The organism is Enterobacter sp. Ap-1006 (assembly GCF_011752835.1).
Classification (GTDB): Bacteria; Pseudomonadota; Gammaproteobacteria; order Enterobacterales; family Enterobacteriaceae; genus Cedecea.
The window spans coordinates 1-23559 of the sequence record NZ_VWWU01000001.1; the positions used below are offsets into that span (position 1 = coordinate 1).

At 52.9% G+C, this 23559-nt stretch carries 22 protein-coding genes and 2 rRNA genes; 16 read left to right on the top strand and 8 right to left on the bottom strand.

The genetic code is table 11. The features are described from left to right. From F3J28_RS00005 to F3J28_RS00015, 3 genes are all read left to right on the top strand, one after another. Positions 1-233: ribosomal RNA gene (locus F3J28_RS00005) — 23S ribosomal RNA — on the top strand; the annotation flags it as partial. Between the two features lie 95 nt (positions 234-328). After that, a 5S ribosomal RNA gene (gene rrf / locus F3J28_RS00010) occupies positions 329-444 on the top strand. A 369-nt stretch (positions 445-813) separates the two neighbouring features. Continuing rightward, a complete protein-coding gene (locus F3J28_RS00015) occupies positions 814-2112 on the top strand; it encodes an MFS transporter (protein WP_166871513.1) in 1299 nt (432 codons plus the stop codon). Positions 2113-2146: 34 nt separating this feature from the next. Here F3J28_RS00015 and pssA read toward each other — a convergent pair whose 3' ends face one another. The 4 genes from pssA to trxC form a co-directional block, all read right to left on the bottom strand. Next, a complete protein-coding gene (gene pssA, locus F3J28_RS00020; protein WP_166874334.1) occupies positions 2147-3502 on the bottom strand; it encodes a CDP-diacylglycerol--serine O-phosphatidyltransferase in 1356 nt (451 codons plus the stop codon). Positions 3503-3616: 114 nt separating this feature from the next. Next, entirely contained in the window at positions 3617-6277 is a 2661-nt protein-coding gene (locus F3J28_RS00025) for a bifunctional acetate--CoA ligase family protein/GNAT family N-acetyltransferase (RefSeq protein ID WP_166871527.1), read from the bottom strand. Between the two features lie 32 nt (positions 6278-6309). Continuing rightward, entirely contained in the window at positions 6310-7011 is a 702-nt protein-coding gene (locus tag F3J28_RS00030) for a tRNA-uridine aminocarboxypropyltransferase (protein ID WP_008459533.1), read from the bottom strand. A gap of 76 nt (positions 7012-7087) precedes the next feature. Continuing rightward, on the bottom strand, positions 7088-7507 hold the full coding sequence (gene trxC, locus F3J28_RS00035; protein WP_166871530.1) for a thioredoxin TrxC: 420 nt from the start codon (positions 7505-7507) through the stop codon (positions 7088-7090). Between the two features lie 206 nt (positions 7508-7713). On the opposite strand from trxC, the gene F3J28_RS00040 reads away from it, so the two are divergent. Beyond that, positions 7714-8784, top strand: coding sequence for a tRNA/rRNA methyltransferase (locus F3J28_RS00040; protein ID WP_166871533.1), 1071 nt, complete (start codon positions 7714-7716; stop codon positions 8782-8784). 56 nt (positions 8785-8840) lie between these two features. Here F3J28_RS00040 and ung read toward each other — a convergent pair whose 3' ends face one another. After that, positions 8841-9530, bottom strand: a complete 690-nt coding sequence (gene ung, locus F3J28_RS00045) for a uracil-DNA glycosylase (RefSeq protein WP_166871536.1) — start codon at positions 9528-9530, stop codon at positions 8841-8843. Between the two features lie 319 nt (positions 9531-9849). On the opposite strand from ung, the gene grcA reads away from it, so the two are divergent. Continuing rightward, complete coding sequence (grcA, locus tag F3J28_RS00050) at positions 9850-10233, top strand: autonomous glycyl radical cofactor GrcA (RefSeq protein WP_008459527.1); 384 nt, start codon at positions 9850-9852, stop codon at positions 10231-10233. 50 nt (positions 10234-10283) lie between these two features. Here the strand turns inward: grcA and eamB are convergent, their stop codons facing one another. Beyond that, positions 10284-10871 (bottom strand): cysteine/O-acetylserine transporter, encoded by a 588-nt coding sequence (eamB, locus tag F3J28_RS00055; RefSeq protein WP_353620566.1) that lies wholly within the window; start codon positions 10869-10871, stop codon positions 10284-10286. Between the two features lie 104 nt (positions 10872-10975). Between eamB and F3J28_RS00060 the strand changes: the two genes are divergently transcribed. Then, complete coding sequence (locus F3J28_RS00060; protein ID WP_166871539.1) at positions 10976-11860, top strand: LysR family transcriptional regulator; 885 nt, start codon at positions 10976-10978, stop codon at positions 11858-11860. Between the two features lie 30 nt (positions 11861-11890). Here F3J28_RS00060 and srmB read toward each other — a convergent pair whose 3' ends face one another. After that, positions 11891-13228, bottom strand: coding sequence for an ATP-dependent RNA helicase SrmB (srmB, locus tag F3J28_RS00065; RefSeq protein ID WP_008459524.1), 1338 nt, complete (start codon positions 13226-13228; stop codon positions 11891-11893). A 121-nt stretch (positions 13229-13349) separates the two neighbouring features. Here srmB and trmN point away from each other — a divergent pair, with 121 nt between their 5' ends. Next, positions 13350-14087, top strand: a complete 738-nt coding sequence (gene trmN, locus F3J28_RS00070; protein WP_008459522.1) for a tRNA(1)(Val) (adenine(37)-N(6))-methyltransferase TrmN — start codon at positions 13350-13352, stop codon at positions 14085-14087. On the opposite strand, the gene nadB is transcribed toward trmN, so the two are convergent. Next, the gene (nadB, locus tag F3J28_RS00075) at positions 14072-15688 is read right to left on the bottom strand and encodes an L-aspartate oxidase (RefSeq protein ID WP_166871542.1); all 1617 of its coding nucleotides are present in this window, start codon (positions 15686-15688) and stop codon (positions 14072-14074) included. The genes trmN and nadB overlap by 16 nt on opposite strands. Before the next feature lie 297 nt (positions 15689-15985). Here nadB and rseD point away from each other — a divergent pair, with 297 nt between their 5' ends. From rseD to era, 9 genes are all read left to right on the top strand, one after another. Beyond that, entirely contained in the window at positions 15986-16123 is a 138-nt protein-coding gene (rseD, locus tag F3J28_RS22530; RefSeq protein ID WP_166990376.1) for a rpoE leader peptide RseD, read from the top strand. Continuing rightward, a complete protein-coding gene (rpoE, locus tag F3J28_RS00085; protein WP_008459517.1) occupies positions 16120-16695 on the top strand; it encodes an RNA polymerase sigma factor RpoE in 576 nt (191 codons plus the stop codon). Before rseD ends, rpoE begins: the two co-directional genes overlap by 4 nt. Positions 16696-16726: 31 nt before the next feature. Beyond that, positions 16727-17374, top strand: a complete 648-nt coding sequence (rseA, locus tag F3J28_RS00090; RefSeq protein ID WP_008459515.1) for an anti-sigma-E factor RseA — start codon at positions 16727-16729, stop codon at positions 17372-17374. Continuing rightward, the gene (rseB, locus tag F3J28_RS00095; RefSeq protein ID WP_166871548.1) at positions 17374-18339 is read left to right on the top strand and encodes a sigma-E factor regulatory protein RseB; all 966 of its coding nucleotides are present in this window, start codon (positions 17374-17376) and stop codon (positions 18337-18339) included. Before rseA ends, rseB begins: the two co-directional genes overlap by 1 nt. Beyond that, positions 18336-18818 carry a SoxR-reducing system protein RseC gene (gene rseC / locus F3J28_RS00100; RefSeq protein ID WP_166871551.1) on the top strand — a complete coding sequence of 161 codons (483 nt, stop codon included), beginning with the start codon at positions 18336-18338 and terminating at the stop codon, positions 18816-18818. Before rseB ends, rseC begins: the two co-directional genes overlap by 4 nt. Before the next feature lie 194 nt (positions 18819-19012). Continuing rightward, a complete protein-coding gene (lepA, locus tag F3J28_RS00105; RefSeq protein ID WP_008459509.1) occupies positions 19013-20812 on the top strand; it encodes a translation elongation factor 4 in 1800 nt (599 codons plus the stop codon). Between the two features lie 14 nt (positions 20813-20826). Next, positions 20827-21801 (top strand): signal peptidase I, encoded by a 975-nt coding sequence (lepB, locus tag F3J28_RS00110; protein WP_008459507.1) that lies wholly within the window; start codon positions 20827-20829, stop codon positions 21799-21801. A gap of 172 nt (positions 21802-21973) precedes the next feature. Next, positions 21974-22654, top strand: a complete 681-nt coding sequence (rnc, locus tag F3J28_RS00115) for a ribonuclease III (protein WP_008459505.1) — start codon at positions 21974-21976, stop codon at positions 22652-22654. Continuing rightward, positions 22651-23559 (top strand): GTPase Era, encoded by a 909-nt coding sequence (gene era / locus F3J28_RS00120; protein ID WP_008459503.1) that lies wholly within the window; start codon positions 22651-22653, stop codon positions 23557-23559. The genes rnc and era overlap by 4 nt, the downstream gene beginning before the upstream one ends.

Genomic DNA, 23559 nt, shown 5'->3' on the forward strand with positions numbered 1-23559 from the left:
TGGACGCATCACTGGTGTTCGGGTTGTCATGCCAATGGCATTGCCCGGTAGCTAAATGCGGAAAAGATAAGCGCTGAAAGCATCTAAGCGCGAAACTTGCCCCGAGATGAGTTCTCCCTGACCCTTTGAGGGTCCTGAAGGAACGTTGAAGACGACGACGTTGATAGGCTGGGTGTGTAAGCGTAGCGATACGTTGAGCTAACCAGTACTAATGATCCGTGAGGCTTAACCTTACAACACCGAAGGTGTTTTGAGAGACGAAAGATTTTCAGCTTAGTTCAGGATTAACGCTCATGGTCATGAGAATGACGGTGAGTAACAGAATTTGCCTGGCGGCCGTAGCGCGGTGGTCCCACCTGACCCCATGCCGAACTCAGAAGTGAAACGCCGTAGCGCCGATGGTAGTGTGGGGTCTCCCCATGCGAGAGTAGGGAACTGCCAGGCATCAAATTAAGCATTAACCCCGACCGAAAGGCCGGGGTTTTTTGCTTTTTAAAGATTAAAACAGACCATAAGCCATATATTTTCTCCGTATTACTGCAGTTCTACCCATTCAGCCGGAGGCTGCCCGAAGGGTGACGGGCAGGACAGCCCGGCATACAACTGTCAGGCATCAAATCAGCATTAAGCCCGACCGAAAGGCCGGTTTTTTTGCTTTTTAAAGCGTACCTTTTCACAAAAATCTCCGTTTGTTCACAAAAGTTAATGTAACAACTCCGCAACAAGATACTTCACCTCACAAAATTTCTTTCTCCTGCTTTACTGGATCCTGGGTTATTAGACCCATTCAGGAAGACAGGAGAAGAAAATAAAATGATTGAAACAACAAGTGAATCAAATATTGTGCCGTCGGCGGCTGATACCCGTCGTCGCGTCTGGGCCATCGTGGGTGCTTCATCAGGGAATCTGGTTGAGTGGTTTGATTTTTATGTTTATTCGTTCTGCTCACTCTATTTTGCGCATATCTTTTTCCCAGCGGGAAACACCACGACTCAGCTTCTGCAAACCGCCGGTGTCTTTGCCGCAGGTTTTTTGATGCGACCCATTGGAGGCTGGTTATTCGGGTATATTGCCGATAAACATGGACGTAAAAACTCCATGCTTATCTCAGTGTGTATGATGTGTTTTGGATCGATGGTCATTGCCTGCCTGCCAGGATACGCCACCATTGGCACATGGGCCCCTGCATTATTGCTTTTAGCACGCCTGTTCCAGGGGTTATCTGTTGGAGGGGAGTACGGCACCAGCGCAACTTACATGAGTGAGGTGGCGGTCGAAGGTCGTAAAGGGTTCTATGCCTCATTCCAGTACGTGACGCTCATTGGCGGGCAGCTGGCCGCGTTGTTTGTTGTGGTTGTTCTCCAGCAAGTGCTAAGTGATGAAGATTTGCGTAGTTGGGGATGGAGAATTCCCTTCGCGATTGGGGCCGTACTGGCGATTGTTGCGCTCTATCTTCGCCGCTCACTGGATGAAACATCGGATAAAGCAAGCCGCGCGCACAAGGATGCCGGTACGCTGTCCGGACTATGGAAAAATAAAAAAGCCTTCATTATGGTGCTGGGTTTCACCGCCGGCGGCTCCCTGGCTTTCTATACCTTCACTACCTATATGCAGAAATATCTGGTGAATACTGCGGGGATGCATGCGAACACGGCCAGCGTGTTGATGACCTGTGCGCTGTTTATCTTCATGGTACTTCAGCCGTTTTTCGGTGCACTGTCGGATAAAATTGGTCGTCGAAATTCTATGCTTTGCTTTGGCGGACTGGCAGCGGTGCTGACTGTGCCTATTTTGACGGCACTGCAGAATATTAGCTCACCTTATGCGGCCTTTGCTCTGGTGATGGCGGCGATGCTAATTGTCAGTTTTTACACTTCAATCAGCGGCATCCTTAAGGCAGAAATGTTCCCACCGGAAGTCCGTGCGCTAGGTGTAGGCCTGTCTTATGCAGTTGCAAATGCCTTGTTTGGTGGCTCGGCAGAATATGTCGCCTTATCTCTGAAATCGATGGGCAGCGAAACGACCTTCTTCTGGTATGTCTCTGGGATGGGGGCGCTGGCATTTGCTGTTTCTCTGTTGCTGCACCGTAAAGGAAAAGGGATCAAGCTCTAGAAAGAAAAAGCCCTGCAGTGCAGGGCTTAAACGTTTAGAGAATACGGCTTATTAGTCGGTCGATACGGATACGTCGCAGGCGGCGAATCAGCTTGCGAACTTTCACCGGATATTCGGCGATGCTTTGCAGATCGCGATAATGCTTAACAGCCGTCGTATGGGTGCGGATAAGCTCCAGCTCCCTGGTGCGAATGCCTTCAAGCTCTCTTTTGGGATCGTGAATCAGCAGAGCATTTTCCAGATCCAGGCGCCACGCGCGCGGATTAAGGTTATTCCCGGTCAGCAGCATCCACTCGTTGTCCACCCACATGCCTTTCAGGTGGTAACTGTTATCCCCATCTTTCCACAAACGCACAATCAACTGCCCGGTATTGACATAATATTGCAGGCGGCTGAGGAAGCGGCGCAGGTTAATTTCATAGAGATAAGGCAGCGCACCAATAATCTTGAACGGCTGATCTTCCGGAATATAGAAATCATTCGCCGTCTTATCGCCAACGATAATCTCAACCTGTTTACCGTCCCGTAGCAGCTGTATGATATTGCGGACCAGGACAGCTGGTAGGTTGAAGTATGGCGTGCAGATAGTCAGCTTCTGCTCTGCGCAAGGCATAAGATGGAAGATGGTTTTATTCAGCAGGCTGGATTTTCCCAGCCCAACCAGCGGCGTAACCGAGAGCTGATCGTTATCTGCATCGCCGTGGAAGATAAAGCTAGCGTCACGCAATTCCTGGCGGAAGAGACGGATATCGTTTTTGATTTCTGGGCTTTTTACGCGCTCAGCGACATCTAAGCGATGAACCGCCCGGCCATTTATCAAATTCTGGTTAACCCAGCCATGCATGATATCTGCCAGGGCGCGGTTGCGAATGATTTGATAGCGGTCATAGCGATATTTATCATGCTGATGCAGGTAAACATCGTTGAGGCTGGCGCCGCTATAGATGACGCTGTCATCAATAATAAAGCCTTTGAAATGCAGCACGCCAAGGGCTTCGCGAGTATTGACGGGAACGCCATAGACAGGAACATTCACGTCGGGGAACTGCTCGGCCATGCGGTGATACCAGTCCGCATTGGTGTTGGACGCGGCAACACCAATGCGTCCGCGCTGGGCACGGTGCCAGTCAACCAGCACGGAAACATCTAAATCTGGCCGCTGCTGTTTGGCTTGATAAAGCGCGGACAGAATTCCTTTGCCGCCGTCATCCTGTTCAAGATACAACGCAATAATACAAATACGCTGCGTTGCGCTGGCGATTTTTTTCAACAGCGTTTCGCGGAAATCCGCAGGGGAGAACAGGGTTTCTACATCATCAACTGATTGAGAAAGCTTCGGTAACTGGGCAAGGTGTTGTTGATGTTTATTACGCTTAAATTTAGACAACATCACAGTGCTTATCTTCTCTCTTCATTGGATGGCCTTCTGCAAAATCCAGACGTCAGAACTTGCTGATAATACCACTACTACTGTGCAAAGTGAGTATGTTTTCCAGTACCTTACTCACGAATCTGCGCTTTTGCTCAATGGAAGCGTCAGACTTACAATACCGTCTTCCAGCTGAATATCGACGCTGAAACCCAGTTTGCGGGCCAGGGTAATCATGCCCTGGTTGTTCGGCATCGTTATGCCATTCAGTCGCTGAAGGCCATGCTCTCTGGTGTAATCGATGAGCTTAGTCAGTAAGCGTCGGCCGAGTCCGAGGCCTTTTAAGTCGGAGCGAACCAGCACGGCGAACTCGGCATCAACGTTGTCAGGGTCTGAAATGGCGCGTGTGACGCCGAGGATCTCATCGTTGTCTTTTATTCTTCTGACTGCAACGAACGCCATTTCTCGATCGTAGTCGATCTGCGTCATATTGGCTAAATCTTCGTGGGTAAATTCATTGATCTCGCTGAAATAGCGATAGTAGAGATCCTCTTTTGTTACCTGGGCAATAAAACGCTGCAGCTGAGGTTCGTCCTCGGGCAGGATCGGCCGGAACAGGCAGCGGTCACCGTTCTTAAGCTGCACCAGCTCTTCAAGCTGATGAGGATAAGGACGCACGGCCAGCCTGGCATCCGCATCCCCCGTAAATTCGGCCAATTCCAGAGTGACGTCGAGCAGGGTGAATTCACTGCCGGATGCCAGTAGAGGGTGAATATCGAGTCTGACAATCTCGGGGCAATCAACTATCAGGTTAGAAACTTGCACCAGAACTTCGCTGATCCCGGCGATATCCAGCGGGCGTAATGCGCTCCGGCTACGGATCTTGCCGCTTTTGATCGCCTGAATGACAAGGTATCGGGCCAGATTCATGTTTAGCGGGGGGAGGGCTACCGCCGCCTGCCTTTCAGGTCGCCACTCTACGCCGCCTTCGCCCAGCATGATCAATGGACCAAATACCGGATCGTGCTCAACGACGACTCTTAGTTCCTGCGCGCCTGCGCGGTTTGCCATGCTTTGCACCAGCAGGCCGTGAATACGAGCCTGGGGCCAGGCCATTTTTACACGGTCGATGATGGCTTCGGCGGCCTGTTGTACTTCACTGGCCGTTCTCAAATAGAGCATAACGCCCTGAACTTCCGACTTGTGGGGAATATCCGGAGAACGAAGCTTTAATGCGACGGGATAACCAATTTGCTCTGCGATATGCACCGCTTCTGCACTGTCTCCAGCAATCCATGTCGACAGGGTCGTTAAGCCATAAGCTTCAAGCACCGGCCTGACTTCATGGGTATCCAGCGTCGTGGCTCCCTGATGCAAGGCCTGCTGAATCAGATGGTGGGCGTCGCTGGTGTTTGCCGTCAGGTTAGCCGGCAGGGCCGGCGTTTCGCGCAATTGCTTCTGGTTACGGCGATACTCGACCATGTGCATAAACGCCGTGACCGCACCCTCTGGCGTTCTGTAAGTCGGAATACCGGCATCGCTAAACAGACGTCTCGCTTCCTGGGAGGAATACTCCCCGCACCAGTTGGTGACAATGGTGAGATATTTGCCACGAGGATGCCGCTGCAGAAGATCGATCAGGGCAAGGGCGCTTGCGGTTCCTGGGGCGGCGGCACTGGGGGAATGGATAACCATTAAGGCATCAAAATCATGGCTATCCAGCAATTTCTCTATGGCCAGCAGGTACCGGCCAGGCGTCGCGTCATCCCGTAGATCTATCGGGTTTCCTGCCTCAACGCCAGGAGGAAGCACGCCCGCAAGAGCCTGCAGAGTTTCTTCACTTAACGTCGCTAGTTTGCCATTACGTATCCAAAGCTCATCAAGGGCCAGCGCCGCAGGTGCCGCGCCGTTGCTGACAATCATCAGTCGCTCACCGCGCAGAGGTCGCATGTGGCTAAGGGTTTCTACGGCGGAAAAGAGCTCATGCGTATCCTGAACCCGAAGTAAGCCTGCTCGTTGTATCGCCGCGTCCCAGGCGGCATCCAGGCCCGGATGGGTTTTCAGCAGCGTTTGTGCTTTGCTGCTGCGCCCGCTTTTGATGACCAGAATCGGCTTGTTACGTGAGGCGCTTCTTGCGGCGGAAACAAAGCGGCGGGCATCGCTCAGATGTTCAAGATACAGCAGGATGGCGCTGGTTTTCGTATCCCTGGCCAGATAATCAAGCAGTTCATCCACGTCGATATCCAGGCTATCGCCAAGCGCAATAAACCAGGAAAAGCCCATCTCGCGCTGCTGTGCCCAGTCCAGAATGGTGTTGGACACTGCGGCAGACTGAGAAATAAACGCCAGTTTGCCCTTTTGAATCGGAACAGGGGAGAAGCTGGCGTTTAACCCTTGCCACGGAGCCAGTAGGCCAAGGCTGTTCGGGCCAAGCAGGCGAATTTGCCAGCGAGCGGCACAGGCCAGCAATTCGGGTAATTGCTCAGGTGGGGCAGATAAAATAATGCAGGCCTTGCAGCCTTTATTACCCAGGGCTTCCAGTAGCGTAAGATTTCGCCGGGAATGCGTACAAACAATAGCGAGGTCAGGAGCCAGCGGCAGGCTGGCAATATCTGGCCAGGCAAGCACCCCGCACACGGCTTTGTGAGTCGGCGTCACCGGCATTACCGGGCCATTGAAGCCGCCAGCAAGCAAGTTGCGCATCATTAAATAACCGGCGCGGTCGACTTTTGCCGAAGCGCCGATAACGGCAATGGATTTTGGACGCAGCAGCGCTTCCAGGCCTCGTTGACTCACGACGCTCTCCCCTGAGTGATGTTCAGGAGAGTCTAAACGTTTTCTTCCACTTCTGCTGTGACGCTACCCTGATGATGGGGTTTCCCCGCCAGATAGCGCTCGCGGAAAAGAGTGAAATGCTGCGTTAATCCTTTGGACGCTACTACATCCCCCGCCAGTTCTAGCAGGGCTGCGGCGACTTCCGCGGTGCAATACTGGCCGTCCGCATGGGCCTCGCGCAGGCGATAAGCTGAGGTAATACTTAAATCTACGGAAATTATCGGCAGCGCATCCAGATAAGGGCTTTTACGGAACATTTTACGTGCTTCAGTCCACGTGCCATCAAGCATGATAAATAGCGGTGGCTTACCGGTGGTTGGTGGCGTGGTCAGTACCTCGCGACTTGCATCGGCATAAGAGGCGGGAAAAACTACCATTGGCTGGTAATCCGGGTTAGCGACAAGATCCAGCAGCGCCTGAGGGGGCTCCGTGCGTGACCATTGAAATGCCTCTGTTTCCGGCAAAATATCGGCAATAAGCCGCCCGGTGTTACTCGGCTTCATCGGTTCGGTGTCAAACATCACCAGGCAAAAGCGACTGCGGGCATGTTGTGGCTTAAGCGTCTCACACAGGCAATTTTTCAACGGCAGCAGGCAGCGCTGGCAGCGACGAACGCGATTACCACGAGCGAGAAAGGGGCGAGTTGCGCGAGCAAGGCGGGCTGCACGAAGGCGAAGAACGGCGTTTTCGGTCATTAATGAAGGATGTCTGGCTAAAAACGCCATTCTACCGTAGATAGAGAAAGGGGGCTTAAAAAATGCCCCCGTATAATCAGATATTTTCGTCCAGCCAGCTATCAAACGGGGCTTTAGGCATGGCGCCATTCAGCATATCGACGACCTGGCCATTTTTGAAAATCATAATGGTCGGGATGCTTCTGATGCGAAAACGTGCGCTCAGTTCCTGCTCCGCTTCGGTGTTCACCTTCACAAAGCGAACTTTACCGCTGCGTTCTTCGGCAACATCTTCAAAAATAGGGGCGAAGTTCACGCACGGGCCGCACCACGGCGCCCAAAAATCAACTACAACTGGCAGCTCATCTTTCAGAAGTTTATCCAGCGTTGCTGCCGTGGCGTTGACGACTTCACCGTCAAACAGTTCATGGCCGCAGCGACCGCACTTTGCGCCGTCATCGATACGGTCGTCAGGAATGCGGTTAATGGCCTGGCAGTCGGCACAAACGGTATTCATAACTAACCTCAAAGAGAATGATTGAAATCGGTGCCCTGCACCGCGGATGTTTCAAATATGTTACATATTATCAGCGAAGATGGTGAGGCCAACAAAGTGATTTATTCGATGAGTACAATAGTTTTTAGCTTTTAAGCAAAGTTAATGGCTAACCCATGGCACATCAGGTAATCTGCGCGCTTCGCGCTCAGCCCGGTGGAGGAAAAATGAACGACGAATTTAAAGGTAAAAGCGGCAAGGTCAAAGTGATGTATGTCCGCAGTGACGACGAAAGCGAAAATCGCGGCCAAAATCCGCGTACGGGCAAAGGCGGTGGGCGCCCTGCCGGTGCGTCACGTGGTGAAGGCGGCGGTCGCCGTCAGGCTCGTCACGATGATAAACCTCGCGGCGGGCGCGATCGTAATGAACGTAGTGACAGAGGCGATCGCGGTGAAGCGGCCTCGCCATGGCGTACGGTTTCCCGTGCTCCGGTAGACTCTTCGCTGTCGGCATCAGACAATGAAGGGACAACTAAGCACATCGTTGACCCGGAAGTGATTCGTCGCCAGCGCGCCGAAGAAGCCCGTGTGTACGGTGAGAATGCTTGTCAGGCGCTGTTCCAGAGCCGCCCGGAAAGCATCGTGCGTGCCTGGTTTATCCAGAGCGTTACGCCTCGTTTTAAAGAAGCGCTGCGCTGGATGGCGGCAAATCGCAAGGCTTACCACGTGGTGGATGACGCTGAGCTGACAAAAGCCTCAGGCACGGAACACCACGGCGGCGTTTGCTTCATTATTAAAAAACGCAGCGGCATCAGCGTGCAGACCTGGCTGAACAAAGCCGGGGAAGAAGACTGCGTGCTGGCACTGGAGGATGTGGGCAACCCACATAACCTGGGCGGGATCATGCGCAGCTGCGCACACTTCGGCGTGAAAGGTTTGCTGATTCAGGATGCTTCTCTGCTGGAATCCGGTGCGGCGATTCGTACCGCAGAAGGCGGGGCCGAGCACGTGGTGGCGATCAGCGGCGAGACGTTTGGCGATGGGCTGGAAGCTTTCCGTAAAGCGGGCTACACCATTGTGACAACCTCAAGCCACCAGGGCACCCCGCTGTATAAAGCTGAGCTGCCTAAGAAAATGGTGCTGGTGCTGGGCCAGGAGCGCGATGGCGTTTCCGACACGACTTTTGAAAGCGCAGATATGAGCGTAGCCATTGAAGGTACAGGTAATGTTGAAAGCCTCAACGTATCGGTAGCGACCGGCGTGCTGCTGGGCGAATGGTGGCGGCAGAACAAGGCCTAAGGCCTTCTCCAGCTATAAAAAACCAGCGTAATTGCTGGTTTTTTTTCGTCCCGATTTTAGCCATTGTCTTGTGGCAACTGCGGCACCCAATCGATGGGCTGTTCTCCGCGCCCGGCCAGATACTCATTCGCCTTCACAAAATGCCCGCAGCCCAGAAAACCACGATGTGCAGAAAGCGGAGAAGGGTGCGGTGCAGTCAGGACATGGTGACGCTGGCGATCGATAATGCTGCCTTTGCGTTGAGCATGAGCGCCCCAAAGCAAAAACACCACGCCTTCACGATGTTCATTAATGAGGGCGATAACCTTGTCGGTAAACGTCTCCCAACCAAAATTGGCGTGGGAATGCGCTTTGCTCGCTTCGACGGTAAGTACCGTATTGAGCAGCAACACGCCCTGCCGGGCCCAGCTTTCAAGGTAGCCGTGCGTAGGGCGGGTAAAGCCTGGGACAGAAGCCTCAAGCTCTTTATACATATTGACCAGCGAAGGCGGGGGAGCGATTCCTGGACGGACGGAGAAAGAGAGTCCGTGCGCCTGGCCTGGTCCATGATAAGGATCCTGCCCCAGAATCACGACTTTGACATCGCCCAGCTCGGTAAAGCGAAAAGCGTTGAAAACATCCTTTTGCGGAGGGTAAACGGTCACGCCCGCTGCGCGCTCTGCCGCGACGGCGATGAGCGTATTGATAAAGTAGGGCTGCTGTTTCTCTTCTGCCAGCACGTCGTGCCAGGTGAGGTGGGTCGTCATCTCGTTCTCCCGCGAATCAGTATTGCCCGATAGCTTAACTGCTTCTTCCTTCTGAGCAAAATAGTGCGTGGCATCAATGAGCTACAGTGATAAATAAAGTTGAAAATTTACAAAAGTTTTAGCATGGCGCTGACCGTCTAAGTTGATGTAAAACAAATAAAACCAGCTAAAGCCATTTTTAGTGTGTGGATTTAATTGATTTAAGTCAAAGAATCACGCCTGGTGGACTGATATAAGAACAACAAAGCAACAAAGGTTTTACCAATGAGCCAGAGCGCTGGCCCAAAGAATCAGCACATTACCCTGAGGGAGAAATAATATGATTACTGGTATCCAAATTACAAAAGCGGCAAACGACGAACTTCTGAACTCTTTCTGGCTGCTCGACAGTGAAAAAGGAGAAGCTCGCTGCGTGTGTGCGAAAGCAGGTTTTGCGGAAGATGAAGTGGTTGCGGTCAGTAAACTGGGCCAGTTTGAATACCGTGAAATTCCAATGGAAGTGAAACCGGAAGTTCGCGTTGAAGGTGGGCAGCACCTGAACGTTAACGTTCTGCGTCGTGAAACGCTGGAAGATGCGGTTAAGCATCCGGAAAAATATCCGCAGCTGACTATCCGTGTTTCCGGCTACGCGGTGCGCTTTAACTCCCTGACTCCGGAACAGCAGCGCGACGTGATTACCCGCACTTTCACAGAAAGCCTGTAATTCAGTTCCTGTCATAATGAATAAAGAGCGCCTTCTGGCGCTCTTTTTCGTTAATAGAAAATCCGTACCGCACAGTAAACCAGCATCAGTGCCAGAAGAATATTCAGCGTGCGTCCAAAACGCTGAAACACTTTCTGGAATACATGGCCAGCCAGCGCCCAGCAAAGATTTCCTAAACTTCCTATCACCGCCAGCACTACGCTCATTCCCACAATGTCGCTTGTCTCCGTTGTATACGGCAGGACAAAAGTTGATAGAGCGGTGATGCCGTAAAGAATGATTTTAACGTTCAAGAATTGCAGGCCAAAGCTGGCCCAGAAGCCAATTGGTTGAACGTCGGTCGCTGAGTCTGCCGGCTGGCTGGTGGCAATCTTCAGTGCCAGCCACAGAATGTAAATTGCGCCCACCCAGCCAAGAACACGAGTAAATCTCGGGTCGAGGCTGACCAGTGAGAAAGCAATGCCGGCGCAAATCAGCATGATTATCAGAAATCCAAGGCTCATACCCGCCAGCACGCGACTGCTTTGCTGCAGTCCGTGACTGGTTGCAGTACTCAGCGCCAGAATGTTGTTGGGGCCAGGGGTCAGGGCGGTAATCAGGGTATAGGTCCAAAAAGCGCTAAAGAAAATGGCGATCACTTGAGTTCTCCTTTGTTTTCGCAGAGAGTACGAAAAATGAAAGAGTTAAAAAAATGAATGTTTCTATATTCTGAGTTCGATGGTTTCGATGTGTTGGGGGCTGGATGGATTTACGTCGGTTTGTCACGTTAAAAACGGTGGTTGAAGAGGGCTCATTTCTGCGTGCCTCGCAAAAGTTATGCTGCACACAGTCGACGGTCACTTTTCATATTCAGCAGCTTGAGCAGGAACTCTCTCTGCGGCTATTTGAGAAAATTGGCCGCCGAATGCGTCTGACCGAGAGTGGTAAAAAACTCATGCCACACGTTTATGAGCTGACGCGCGTCATTGATACCATCAGGCAGGCCGCAAGGCAGGATGCGGAACCCGAAGGCGAACTCAGGGTTGCCAGCGGAGAAACATTGCTGGCGTACAAAATGCCGCATGTGTTGCAGCGTTTTAAGGAAAGGGCGCCGAGGGTAAAACTCTCCCTGCAGTCCCTGAACTGCTACACCATTCGTGATGCGCTGTTGGATGACCGTGTCGATCTGGGCGTGTTTTATCGAGTAGGAAAGGATGAGGCGCTACATCTGCAGGCTATCGGTGAGCCTTCGCTAGTGCTGGTGGCATCTCCGGCGATGAAAGATGTCGATTTCCTGCAGCCGGACAGGCATATCCCGGTCAGTTTTGTGATCAATGAGCCGCAGTGTGTGTTCCGGCTGATCTTCGAAGCACAGCTGAGAAAACGCCGGATCACGCTGGAAAATACTATCGAGCTTTGGAGTATAGAAAGCATTAAGCAGTGCGTTGCGGCAAACCTGGGCGTGAGTTTCCTGCCTCGTTTTACCGTTGAAAAGGAGCTGTTATCTGGTGAGCTAGTGGAGCTGGCGTTCAGCGAGCAACCGTTAATGCTTAACGCGATTTGCGCACACCACTCGGGGAAGGTGGTTAGCCCGGCGATGAAGATTTTTATGGAGTGTTTGCAGGAAAACGGAGAATCTGGGCAATAAAAAAACGCCGGGATAATCCCGGCGTTCATGTTATTCGTCGACTTTTGGCGACTCTGTTGTGGTAGCTGCCGTTGGTTTACGGCGCTTACCGATGTTTTTCTGATCGCGATGGCGAACTTTAACGCGCGGCTTCTCTTTGTCTTTCTCTTTCTTCTTCTCTTCGCGCTTAGCCAGCACTTTCTTGGATGGCTTACCGGTCAGCTTTTCGCTTGGCGCACGTGTCGTTGGGCGCAGTTCGTCGATAACGCGGGATTTCAGAGGCTCTTTCATGTAGCGGGTAATTTTACCCAGCAGCAGATGATCGTGCGCCTCAACCAGCGAAATCGCGGTTCCTTTCATGCCTGCGCGACCGGTACGACCAATACGGTGCAGATAGATATCCGCGGTACGTGGCAGGTCAAAGTTGAATACGTGGCTAACGTCAGGGATATCGATCCCACGGGCAGCAACGTCGGTAGCAACCAGAACGTTTACGCGACCATCAGTCAGGCGCTTGATGGCCTCGTTACGCTTGGCCTGTACCATTTCGCCTTCGAGATAGCAGGTGTTGATGCCCGCTTCACGCAGCCAGGCAACCAGCTCATGCACACGCTCGCGCTTACGCACAAAGACGATAGAGCGGGTGGTATCCGGCTGGTTCAGCAAATGAACGAGTAACTTCGTTTTGTGCTCAACGTCATCGGCGCGGTAGTACCACTGATGGATCTTCTTGCGCTCACGCGTGGATGGCGTGGCGGAAACTTCAACCGGATCTTCCAGCAGGCGTTCAGCAAAATCTTTAACCGCGTTGCCTTCCAGGGTAGCGGAGAACAGCATGGTTTGCTTGCGCCAGCGGGTTTCCGCGGCAATGGTTTCAATATCTTGCGCGAAGCCCATGTCCAGCATGCGATCTGCTTCATCAAGGATCAGCGTTTCAACCGCGCGGCAGTCGAAGTTCTCTTCCTTTATGTATTGCAGCAGTCGGCCGGTGGTGGCGACGACAATATCCTGATTCTCGCTGAAAACTTCAGCGTGGTTCATATACGCCACGCCGCCGGTGATAGTGGCGATATCCAGATGGGTATGTTTTGCCAGTTCACGCGCGTGGTCGGCGACCTGCATAGCGAGTTCACGGGTTGGCGTGACGATCAGAATACGCGGCGGGCCAGATTTCTTACGAGGAAAGTCGACCAGATGCTGTAGCGCTGGCAGCAGGTAAGCTGCGGTTTTACCGGTACCCGTCGGTGCTGAACCCAGCACGTCGCGTCCTTCAAGTGCAGGAGGAATGGCCGCAGCCTGGATGGCAGTCGGGCGAGTAAAGCCTTTCTCCTGGAGCGCGTCCAAAAGGCTTTCATCAAGTTCGAGTTCGGAAAAAGTGCTTACAGTCATGGTCTACCTCTGTTTGGGACGCCGATTATAGACATAATGACCGCGATCTTCATCTGTTTGTGTCTTTCCGTAGATGTCCGTTTCACTTATGCTACGGCGGTTTCTTTGCAAGGTAGATAAGATGTCGGATCAAAAAGCGGTATTACGTCGGGATGGTTTCACCTTCAAACAGTTCTTTGTGGCGCACGATCGCTGCGCCATGAAGGTGGGAACAGATGGGACGCTGCTCGGTGCATGGGTGCCGGTAGTTAATGTAAAAAGCGTCCTGGATATTGGTACCGGCAGCGGTTTGCTGGCGTTGATGCTCGCCCAGAGAACCGCTGATGATGTCACTATCGAAGCCGTGGAGCTGGATCCGGTTGCTGCAGAGCAGGCGGCAGAAAACGCCAAAGGCTGCCGCTGGGCTTCGCGTATTCATGTTCACTGCGCGGACATCCGCGAGTGGGCGCAGCAGGCAACTCAGCGCTACTCTTTAATTGTCAGTAATCCGCCTTTCTTTGAGCAGGGCAGCAACTGTGCATCGCCAGAGCGAGCTCAGGCACGTTATACCACGACGCTGGATCACCAGGCCTTGCTCAGCAGCGCTGAACAGCTGATCACCGAAGACGGTTTCTTCTGCGTGATCATGCCGGAAACTGCCGGGACGGCATTCAGCGAGCTGGCGAAATCACAGGGTTGGCATGTTCGTTACCGTACCGATGTGGCCGACAATGAAACTCGCCTGCCGCATCGGGTGATGCTCGCGCTTTCTCCAACGGGCGGAGAATACTACAACGACCGCCTGGTGATCCGTGGGCCAGACCAAACCTACTCTGAAGGCTATTGCAGCCTGACCCAGGACTTCTACCTGTTTATGTAGAGCGGGGAAAGTACGCTTGGGCCGGATTCATCGAGCTGCTCAGGATAATCCAGCGTGTAGTGCAGGCCCCGGCTCTCTTTACGCTGCATAGCGCAGCGCACGATGAGTTCGGCAACCTGTACCAGGTTTCTCAGCTCAAGAAGATTGTTTGAAACGCGGAAATTAGCATAGTACTCATCAATCTCTTGCTGCAGCATGGTAATTCTTCGCAGCGCTCTCTCCAGTCGGCGAGTGGTACGAACGATCCCAACATAGTCCCACATAAAGAGCCGCAGCTCATGCCAGTTGTGCTGGATAACAACCTGTTCGTCAGGGTTGTCGACGCGGCTGTCATCCCAGTCGGGCAGATTTTTACTTTCGCGTGCATATGGCAGGCGCTTCAGAATATCTTCCGCAGCAGACCAGCCATAAACCAGGCATTCTAGCAGAGAGTTTGAGGCCATTCGGTTAGCGCCGTGCAGGCCCGTATAGGTTACTTCGCCAATGGCGTACAGCCCGTCAACGTCGGTGCGCCCGTGTTCATCTACCATTACGCCGCCGCAGGTATAATGCGCGGCAGGGACTACGGGAACCGGATCTTTGGTTAAATCAATGCCTAGCCCAAGCAGCTTCTCATAAATAGTGGGGAAGTGCTGGCGAACAAACGCCTCTGGCTTATGGCTGATATCCAGATACATGCAGTCTGCGCCCAGGCGTTTCATTTCGTGATCGATAGCCCTGGCGACGATATCACGTGGCGCAAGCTCGGCACGTTCATCAAACTCCGGCATGAAGCGTGAACCATCCGGACGCTTCAGGTATGCACCTTCGCCGCGCAATGCTTCGGTAAGCAGGAAGTTTCGGGCCTGAGGATGGAACAGCGCCGTAGGGTGAAACTGGTTGAATTCAAGATTGGCGACCCGGCAGCCTGCGCGCCATGCCATCGCGATACCGTCTCCGGATGCGATATCAGGGTTTGTTGTATATTGATAGACCTTTGAAGCGCCACCAGTGGCTAAAACTACTGATTTCGCACGGCAGGTTTCAACTTTTTCAAGATTACGGTTCCATATCCAGGCACCGACGACTCGCCTTGTACCCGGCAGGCCTATTTTGTCAGAAATAATCAGGTCGACGGCGTTGCTGCGTTCGATGATACGAATATTTGGGTGATTGAGGGCTTTGCCGACTAGCGTGGTTTCAACTTCCTTCCCGGTGGCATCCGCCGAATGAAGAATTCGGCGATGGCTGTGGCCGCCTTCACGCGTCAAATGGTAGCTCTCTTCACCATTCGCCAGCGTGTGGGTATCGAACATGACGCCCTGATCAATCAGCCACTGGACGCAGTGCTTTGCATTGCTAGCCACAAATTCTACGGCGTCAGGATCGCAAATTCCTGCCCCGGCTATCAGCGTATCGTCAATATGGGAAGCTATGCTGTCGGTTTCATCGAAAACGGCGGCAATCCCTCCCTGTGCATAAAAAGTTGAGCCTTCGTTAACCGGGCCTTTACTTAGCACGATGACCTTGCTGGTTTGAGCCAGGCGCAGCGCGAGAGAAAGACCGGCAGCGCCGCTACCGACAATTAATACGTCACAAACCAGATCGCTATTTATATTCATTGTGTTTAATTTACTAAACAAGGATTGCCGGAGCATAGCATCGGATGGGATTTTGAACACACTTTTTTGTTTTAGCGTTGTGCAGACTAAACAGGCCGGGCGGTAACGTGGTTGAGAGGAACCGAGCAAACTGCGTAAATAAATCTCACTCCGAAAGGATATACGGCAGATTAGGTGATGAAATACCTGGATTCATGCGATACTCTGCTCGCTAACTTTTTGAGCATTGATTCAGAAGAATCGGCGTTACCGTTTTGCGAAGCGGAACTTATAATGAAAAGATGCAATCCGCTAAACATGACAGAAAAACAAAGGCGTAACGGAACTTTGCTGGCCTCGGGCACTCAAACTCAAAGCTTGCTCAAAAATGCAGGGTTCGAGTGGCATTTCGATTACGCGTGGAAATTGGGTTTGGGGAGACATTACCTCGGATGAGCGAGCAGTTAACGGATCAGGTCCTCGTCGAACGGGTCCAAAAGGGAGATCAGAAATCATTTAACCTACTGGTGATACGCTACCAGCATAAGGTTGCGAGCCTGGTTTCCCGCTATGTACCTTCGGGAGATGTTCCCGATGTGGTGCAGGAATCTTTTATTAAAGCTTATCGCGCGCTGGATTCATTCCGTGGCGATAGTGCGTTTTATACGTGGTTGTACCGTATAGCGGTCAACACGGCTAAAAATTATCTGGTTGCTCAGGGGCGGCGTCCGCCATCAAGTGATGTGGACGCCATTGACGCTGAAAACTACGAAAGTGGCAGCGCATTGAAAGAAATTTCGAACCCTGAGAACTTAATGTTGTCTGAAGAACTGAGACAAATAGTTTTCCGTACTATTGAGTCACTCCCGGAAGATTTACGCATGGCAATTACGTTGCGGGAGTTGGATGGCCTGAGCTATGAAGAGATAGCCGACATCATGGATTGCCCGGTAGGTACTGTGCGTTCTCGTATTTTCCGCGCAAGGGAAGCTATTGATAATAAAGTTCAACCGCTTATCAGGCGTTGACGATAGCGGATTACTGGAAGGGTATTTAGGCATGCAGAAAGAACAACTTTCCGCTTTAATGGATGGCGAATCTCTCGACAGCGAGTTGCTCAATCGCCTGTCAAACGACAGTGAATTGCAGCAAAGCTGGGAGAGTTACCACCTTATCCGCGACACAATGCGCGGAGATACCAGCGAAGTGCTCCACTTTGATATTTCTGCCAACGTGATGGCGGCTATCGCAAATGAGCCTGTGCGTAACGTCGCGCCGCTCATTACCGAGTCTCAGCCGCAGCCTCAGCAGTGGCAGAAAATGCCGTTCTGGCATAAGGTGCGTCCGTGGGCAAGCCAGCTTACCCAAATGGGCGTTGCTGCGTGCGTATCGCTTGCGGTTATCGTGGGCGTACAGCACTATAATGGCCAGTCTGACAGCACCGCACAGCCGGAAACGCCGGTGTTTAACACTTTGCCGATGATGGGAAAAGCCAGTCCGGTAAGTCTGGGCGTACCGTCTGACACGACCGCCAGCAACAGCAGTCAGCAAGTACAGGAACAGCGTCGTCGTATTAACGCTATGCTGCAGGATTACGAATTGCAGCGTCGTTTACACTCCGAGCAGCTCCAGTTTGAACAGGCGCAAACCCAGCAGGCTGCTGTGCAAGTGCCAGGAAACCAAACTTTAGGAACGCAATCGCAGTAATGAAGCAACTTTGGTGTGCCCTGTCTCTCGTGACAGGCAGCCTGTTGTTCACCTCCAGCGCCTCGGCGGACACTGTTTCGTCCGGGGCGTTGTTGCAGCAGATGAACCAGGCTAGTCAGTCACTCGATTATGAGCTGGCGTTTATCAATATCAGCAAACAAGGGATTGAGTCCCTTAGTTATCGCCATGCACGTCTTGATAACCGCCCGCTTGCGCAATTCCTGCAAATGGACGGCCCGCGCCGCGAAGTCGTTCAGCGCGGCAATGAAATCAGCTACTTTGAACCCGGGCTCGAGCCATTCACGCTCACCGGGGACTACATCGTCGATTCTCTGCCTTCCATCGTCTATACCGACTTTAAGCGCCTGACGCCGTATTACGACTTTATTTCTGTCGGGCGCACGCGTATTGCCGACAGATTATGCGAAGTGATTCGCGTCGTTGCTCGGGACGGCACTCGCTATAACTACATTGTTTGGCTCGATACCGAAACCAAGCTGCCGCTTCGCGTTGATTTACTGGATCGCGACGGCGAAACGCTCGAACAGTTCCGGGTTGTGTCATTCTCTGTTGAAAATCAGGCGAGCGGGCTTCTGCAGAATTTAGCAAAAGCGACGTTGCCACCTCTGCTGTCCGTACCGGGTGCGGAAAAGGCCAGTTTTACATGGGCACCGACATGGCTGCCGCAAGGCTTTAGCGAAGTGTCGAGCAGCCGACGGCCACTGCCAACCGTGGGCGTGCCTATCGAATCCCGACTTTATTCTGACGGGTTATTTAGTTTCTCGGTGAACATCAGCCAGGCCCCGTCTCAGGCCAGTAATGGCGAACAGCTTGTGCGGACTGGTCGCCGGACTATTAGCACTGAAATTCGTGATAAAACTGAAATTACCGTTGTTGGTGAGTTGCCTCCACAAACGGCGAAACGCATTGGCGATAGCGTGAAGTTTAACGGAGCGACGCAATGATTAAAGAATGGGCGACGGTCGTCTCCTGGCAAAATGGTGAAGCATTGCTGCACTGTGATGTTAAAGCCTCTTGCAGCAGCTGCGCTTCGCGCTCTGGATGTGGTACTCGTGTCCTAAACAAACTGGGGCCACAAACCAGCCATCTGCTGTCTGTGCCAAGCGAACAGCCGCTGGTGGCCGGGCAAAAAGTGGAGCTGGGCATTGCGGAAGGTAGCCTGTTAGGGTCCGCGCTGCTGGTGTACATGTCGCCGTTGGTCGGACTATTTTTGTGTTCAGGTCTTTTCCAGACGCTGTTTGGTACCAACCTGGCCGCTATGTGCGGAGCTTTGCTTGGTGGCGTAGGGGGCTTCCTGCTTGCTCGCGGTTTTTCCCAGCATTTCAGCCGTCGTGAGAGCTGGCAGCCGGTGATTCTAAGCGTTGCGCTTAGCCCGGATGCACTGCGCGTCGATACGTCCGCGCCGCCGGCTGAAAATCAATAAATTCCCTTCAAATGACATCTCTTTGCACATCCTGCTTATGGCTTACCTAAGCTTGCAGGATGAGCAGTTTCCTCACTTTCTGGTTGTAGTGTAGAATGCGGCGTTTCAGGCAGAAGACAGTCTCTGACATCCTGCTCCGTACAGCGCGAAGCGCCGAGCTCACAGGCCATTTGTAAGGCATAAAACCTCTAACTATGAAGAATATACGTAACTTTTCTATTATTGCCCACATCGACCACGGTAAATCGACGCTGTCTGACCGTATCATCCAGATTTGCGGCGGTTTGTCCGACCGTGAAATGGCCGCGCAGGTTCTTGACTCAATGGACCTGGAACGCGAACGTGGTATTACCATCAAAGCGCAGAGCGTCACCCTCGACTACAAAGCCAGCGACGGTGAAACTTACCAGTTGAACTTCATCGATACCCCAGGGCACGTTGACTTCTCTTATGAAGTGTCCCGCTCGCTTGCGGCCTGTGAAGGGGCGCTGCTGGTGGTGGATGCAGGGCAGGGCGTTGAGGCTCAAACCCTGGCGAACTGCTACACGGCGATGGAAATGGACCTGGAAGTGGTTCCGGTTCTGAACAAAATTGACCTGCCGGCGGCCGATCCTGAGCGTGTGGCGGAAGAAATTGAAGACATCGTGGGCATCGACGCCACCGATGCGGTTCGCTGCTCGGCGAAAACCGGCGTTGGCGTACCTGATGTATTAGAACGCCTGGTGCGTGATATCCCAGCACCGGAAGGCGATCCAGATGCACCGCTGCAGGCGCTGATCATCGACTCCTGGTTCGATAACTACCTGGGCGTTGTCTCCCTGATCCGCGTGAAAAACGGCACTCTGCGTAAAGGCGACAAAGTCAAAGTGATGAGCACCGGCCAGGTGTACAACGCCGATCGTCTGGGCATCTTTACGCCTAAGCAGATCGACCGTACCGAACTGAAATGCGGCGAAGTAGGCTGGCTGGTTTGTGCCATCAAAGACATCCTGGGCGCGCCGGTGGGCGATACCCTGACGCTGTCCCGTAATCCTGCCGACAAAGCGCTGCCGGGCTTCAAAAAAGTGAAGCCGCAGGTTTATGCCGGCCTGTTCCCGGTCAGCTCCGACGACTACGAAAACTTCCGCGATGCACTCGGCAAGCTCAGCCTGAACGACGCCTCTCTGTTCTACGAGCCAGAAAGCTCAACGGCGCTGGGCTTCGGCTTCCGCTGTGGCTTCCTGGGCCTGCTGCACATGGAGATCATTCAGGAGCGTCTGGAGCGTGAATACGATCTCGACCTGATCACCACCGCGCCAACCGTAGTTTACGAAGTGCAAACGACCAGCAAAGAGATTGTCTACGTTGATAGCCCCTCTAAGCTGCCGCCGCTCAACAACATCGAAGAGCTGCGCGAGCCGATTGCGGAATGTCACATGCTGCTGCCGCAGGAGTTCCTCGGCAACGTGATTACGCTGTGTATCGAAAAACGCGGCGTGCAAACCAACATGGTTTATCACGGCAACCAGGTTGCGCTGACCTATGAAATCCCAATGGCGGAAGTGGTGCTCGACTTCTTCGACCGCCTGAAGTCCACTTCTCGCGGCTATGCGTCGCTGGATTACAATTTCAAACGTTTCCAGGCTTCCAACATGGTGCGCGTTGATGTACTGATAAATGGCGATCGCGTTGATGCGCTGGCGCTTATCACGCACAACGACAACGCGCCTTACCGTGGTCGTGAGCTGGTGGAAAAAATGAAGGACCTGATCCCTCGCCAACAGTTCGACATCGCGATTCAGGCAGCCATCGGCAACCACATTATTGCGCGTTCGACGGTGAAACAGCTGCGTAAAAACGTTCTGGCTAAGTGCTACGGCGGCGACGTCAGCCGTAAGAAAAAGCTGCTGCAGAAACAGAAAGACGGTAAGAAACGCATGAAGCAGGTCGGCAACGTCGAGCTGCCTCAGGAAGCGTTCCTGGCCATTCTGCACGTTGGCAAAGACAGCAAATAATCTAAGGAGTTGGCATGGCGAATATGTTTGCTTTGATCCTCGTGGTAGCCACGCTGGTGACGGGCATTTTGTGGTGTCTGGACAAGTTTATCTTTGCACCAAAACGTCGTGAAAAACAGGCGGCAGCGCAGGCTGCCACCGGTGACGCACTGGACAAAAAGACGCTGAAAAAAGTCGGCCCTAAACCGGGCTGGCTGGAAACTGGCGCGTCGGTATTTCCGGTGCTGGCGATTGTGCTGGTGGTGCGCTCATTTATTTATGAGCCTTTCCAGATTCCTTCCGGTTCGATGATGCCAACGCTGTTAATCGGTGACTTTATTCTGGTAGAGAAGTTTGCCTACGGCATTAAAGATCCGATTTATCAGAAAACTTTAATTGAAACCGGGCACCCTAAACGCGGTGATATTGCCGTATTTAAATACCCTGAAGATCCACGCCTGGATTATATTAAGCGCGTTGTAGGGTTGCCGGGCGACCGGGTAAGCTACGATCCTCAGTCGAAAGAAGTCACCGTTCAGCCTAATTGCAGCTCCGGCCAGGCTTGCGATAATGCGCTGCCAATCACTTATTCCAACGTGGAAGCCAGTGATTTTGTGCAGACGTTTGCCCGCCGCAACGGCAGTGAAGCCACCTCCGGTTTCTTCCAGTTACCAAAAGACCAGACCCGTGAAGACGGTGTTCGCCTGAGCGAGCGTAAAGAAACGCTGGGTAACGTCACTCATAACATTCTGACGGTGCCTATCGCTCAGGATCAGGTGGGGATGTACTACCAGCAGTCAGGCTTGCCGCTCGCGACGTGGATTGTTCCGCCGGGTCACTATTTCATGATGGGTGATAACCGCGACAACAGCGCAGACAGCCGCTATTGGGGCTTTGTTCCGGAGCAAAATCTGGTCGGTAAAGCGACAGCAATTTGGATGAGTTTCGAGAAACAAGAAGGTGAATGGCCAACGGGTGTTCGTTTAAGCCGAATTGGCGGCATTCATTAAATAATTAATCCCACAAACTAACGACATCCCCTGTCGTTGTGTATAGAATATTCCCGCCTTTAAAGATTGGCTCCCGAAAGGGAGCCACGGCACACGAAACAGCGTTGGTTTCCTTTTTTCAGGTCTGTTCCGTGTGCTGAATAGTTGACGCATTCATTAATTTTGGTATCGCATGAATCCCATCGTAATAAACAGGCTGCAGCGTAAGCTGGGCTACACTTTTCAACATCAGGATCTGTTGCAACAGGCATTAACCCATCGGAGTGCCAGCAGCAAACACAACGAGCGTCTTGAGTTTTTGGGTGACTCCATTCTCAGTTATGTCATCGCGAATGCGCTGTATCATCGTTTTCCTCGCGTAGATGAAGGCGACATGAGCCGCATGCGCGCGACGCTGGTGCGCGGCAATACGCTGGCGGAAATCGCCCGCGAGTTCGAACTGGGTGAGTGTCTGCGTCTTGGGCCGGGTGAACTGAAAAGTGGCGGTTTCCGTCGCGAGTCGATTCTTGCTGATACCGTGGAAGCGTTGATCGGTGGCGTCTTCCTCGACAGCGACATTCAGAACGTTGAGCGTCTGATTCTCTCGTGGTATCAGACCCGTCTCGACGAAATCAGTCCAGGCGACAAGCAAAAAGATCCGAAAACGCGTCTGCAGGAGTACCTGCAGGGTCGCCATCTGCCGCTGCCGTCGTATCTGGTGGTGCAGGTGCGTGGTGAAGCGCACGATCAAGAATTTACCATTCACTGTCAGGTGAGTGGCCTGCCTGAGCCTGTCGTAGGGACGGGGTCAAGCCGCCGTAAAGCGGAACAGGCTGCGGCTGAGCAGGCGCTGAAAAAGCTGGAGCTGGAATGAGCGAAGAAAAAACGTATTGCGGCTTCGCGGCCATTGTTGGTCGCCCGAACGTCGGCAAATCCACGCTGCTGAATCAGCTGCTTGGGCAAAAAGTTTCCATTACCTCGCGTAAGGCGCAAACCACGCGCCACCGCATCATGGGCATCCATACCGAAGGGCCATATCAGGCGATTTACGTCGATACCCCGGGGCTGCACATGGAAGAAAAACGCGCCATTAACCGCCTGATGAACCGCGCGGCAAGCAGCTCCATCGGTGACGTTGAGCTGGTTATCTTCGTGGTTGAAGGCACCCGCTGGACGCCGGATGATGAAATGGTGCTGAACAAGCTGCGCGACAGCCGTGCGCCGGTCATCCTGGCCGTCAACAAAGTTGACAACGTTCAGGATAAAACCGTTCTGCTGCCTCACCTGCAGTTCCTCGGCAGCCAGATGAACTTCCTCGATATCGTGCCTATTTCGGCTGAAACCGGGATGAACGTCGATACCATCGCGGAAATCGTCCGTAAGCACCTGCCGGAAGCTATCCATCACTTCCCGGAAGAGTACATCACCGACCGCTCCCAGCGCTTTATGGCGTCTGAAATCATTCGTGAAAAGCTGATGCGTTTCCTGGGCGCTGAACTGCCGTATTCCGTAACCGTGGAAATCGAGCAGTTTGTGACCAACGAACGCGGTGGCTACGACATCAACGGATTGATCCTCGTTGAGCGTGAAGGGCAGAAGAAGATGGTGATTGGCAACAAAGGGGCCAAAATCAAAACCATCGGCATCGAAGCCCGTAAAGACATGGAAGAGATGTTCGAAGCCAAAGTTCACCTCGAACTTTGGGTGAAGGTGAAATCCGGCTGGGCCGATGACGAGCGTGCGCTGCGCAGTCTCGGTTATACCGACGACCTGAGCTAA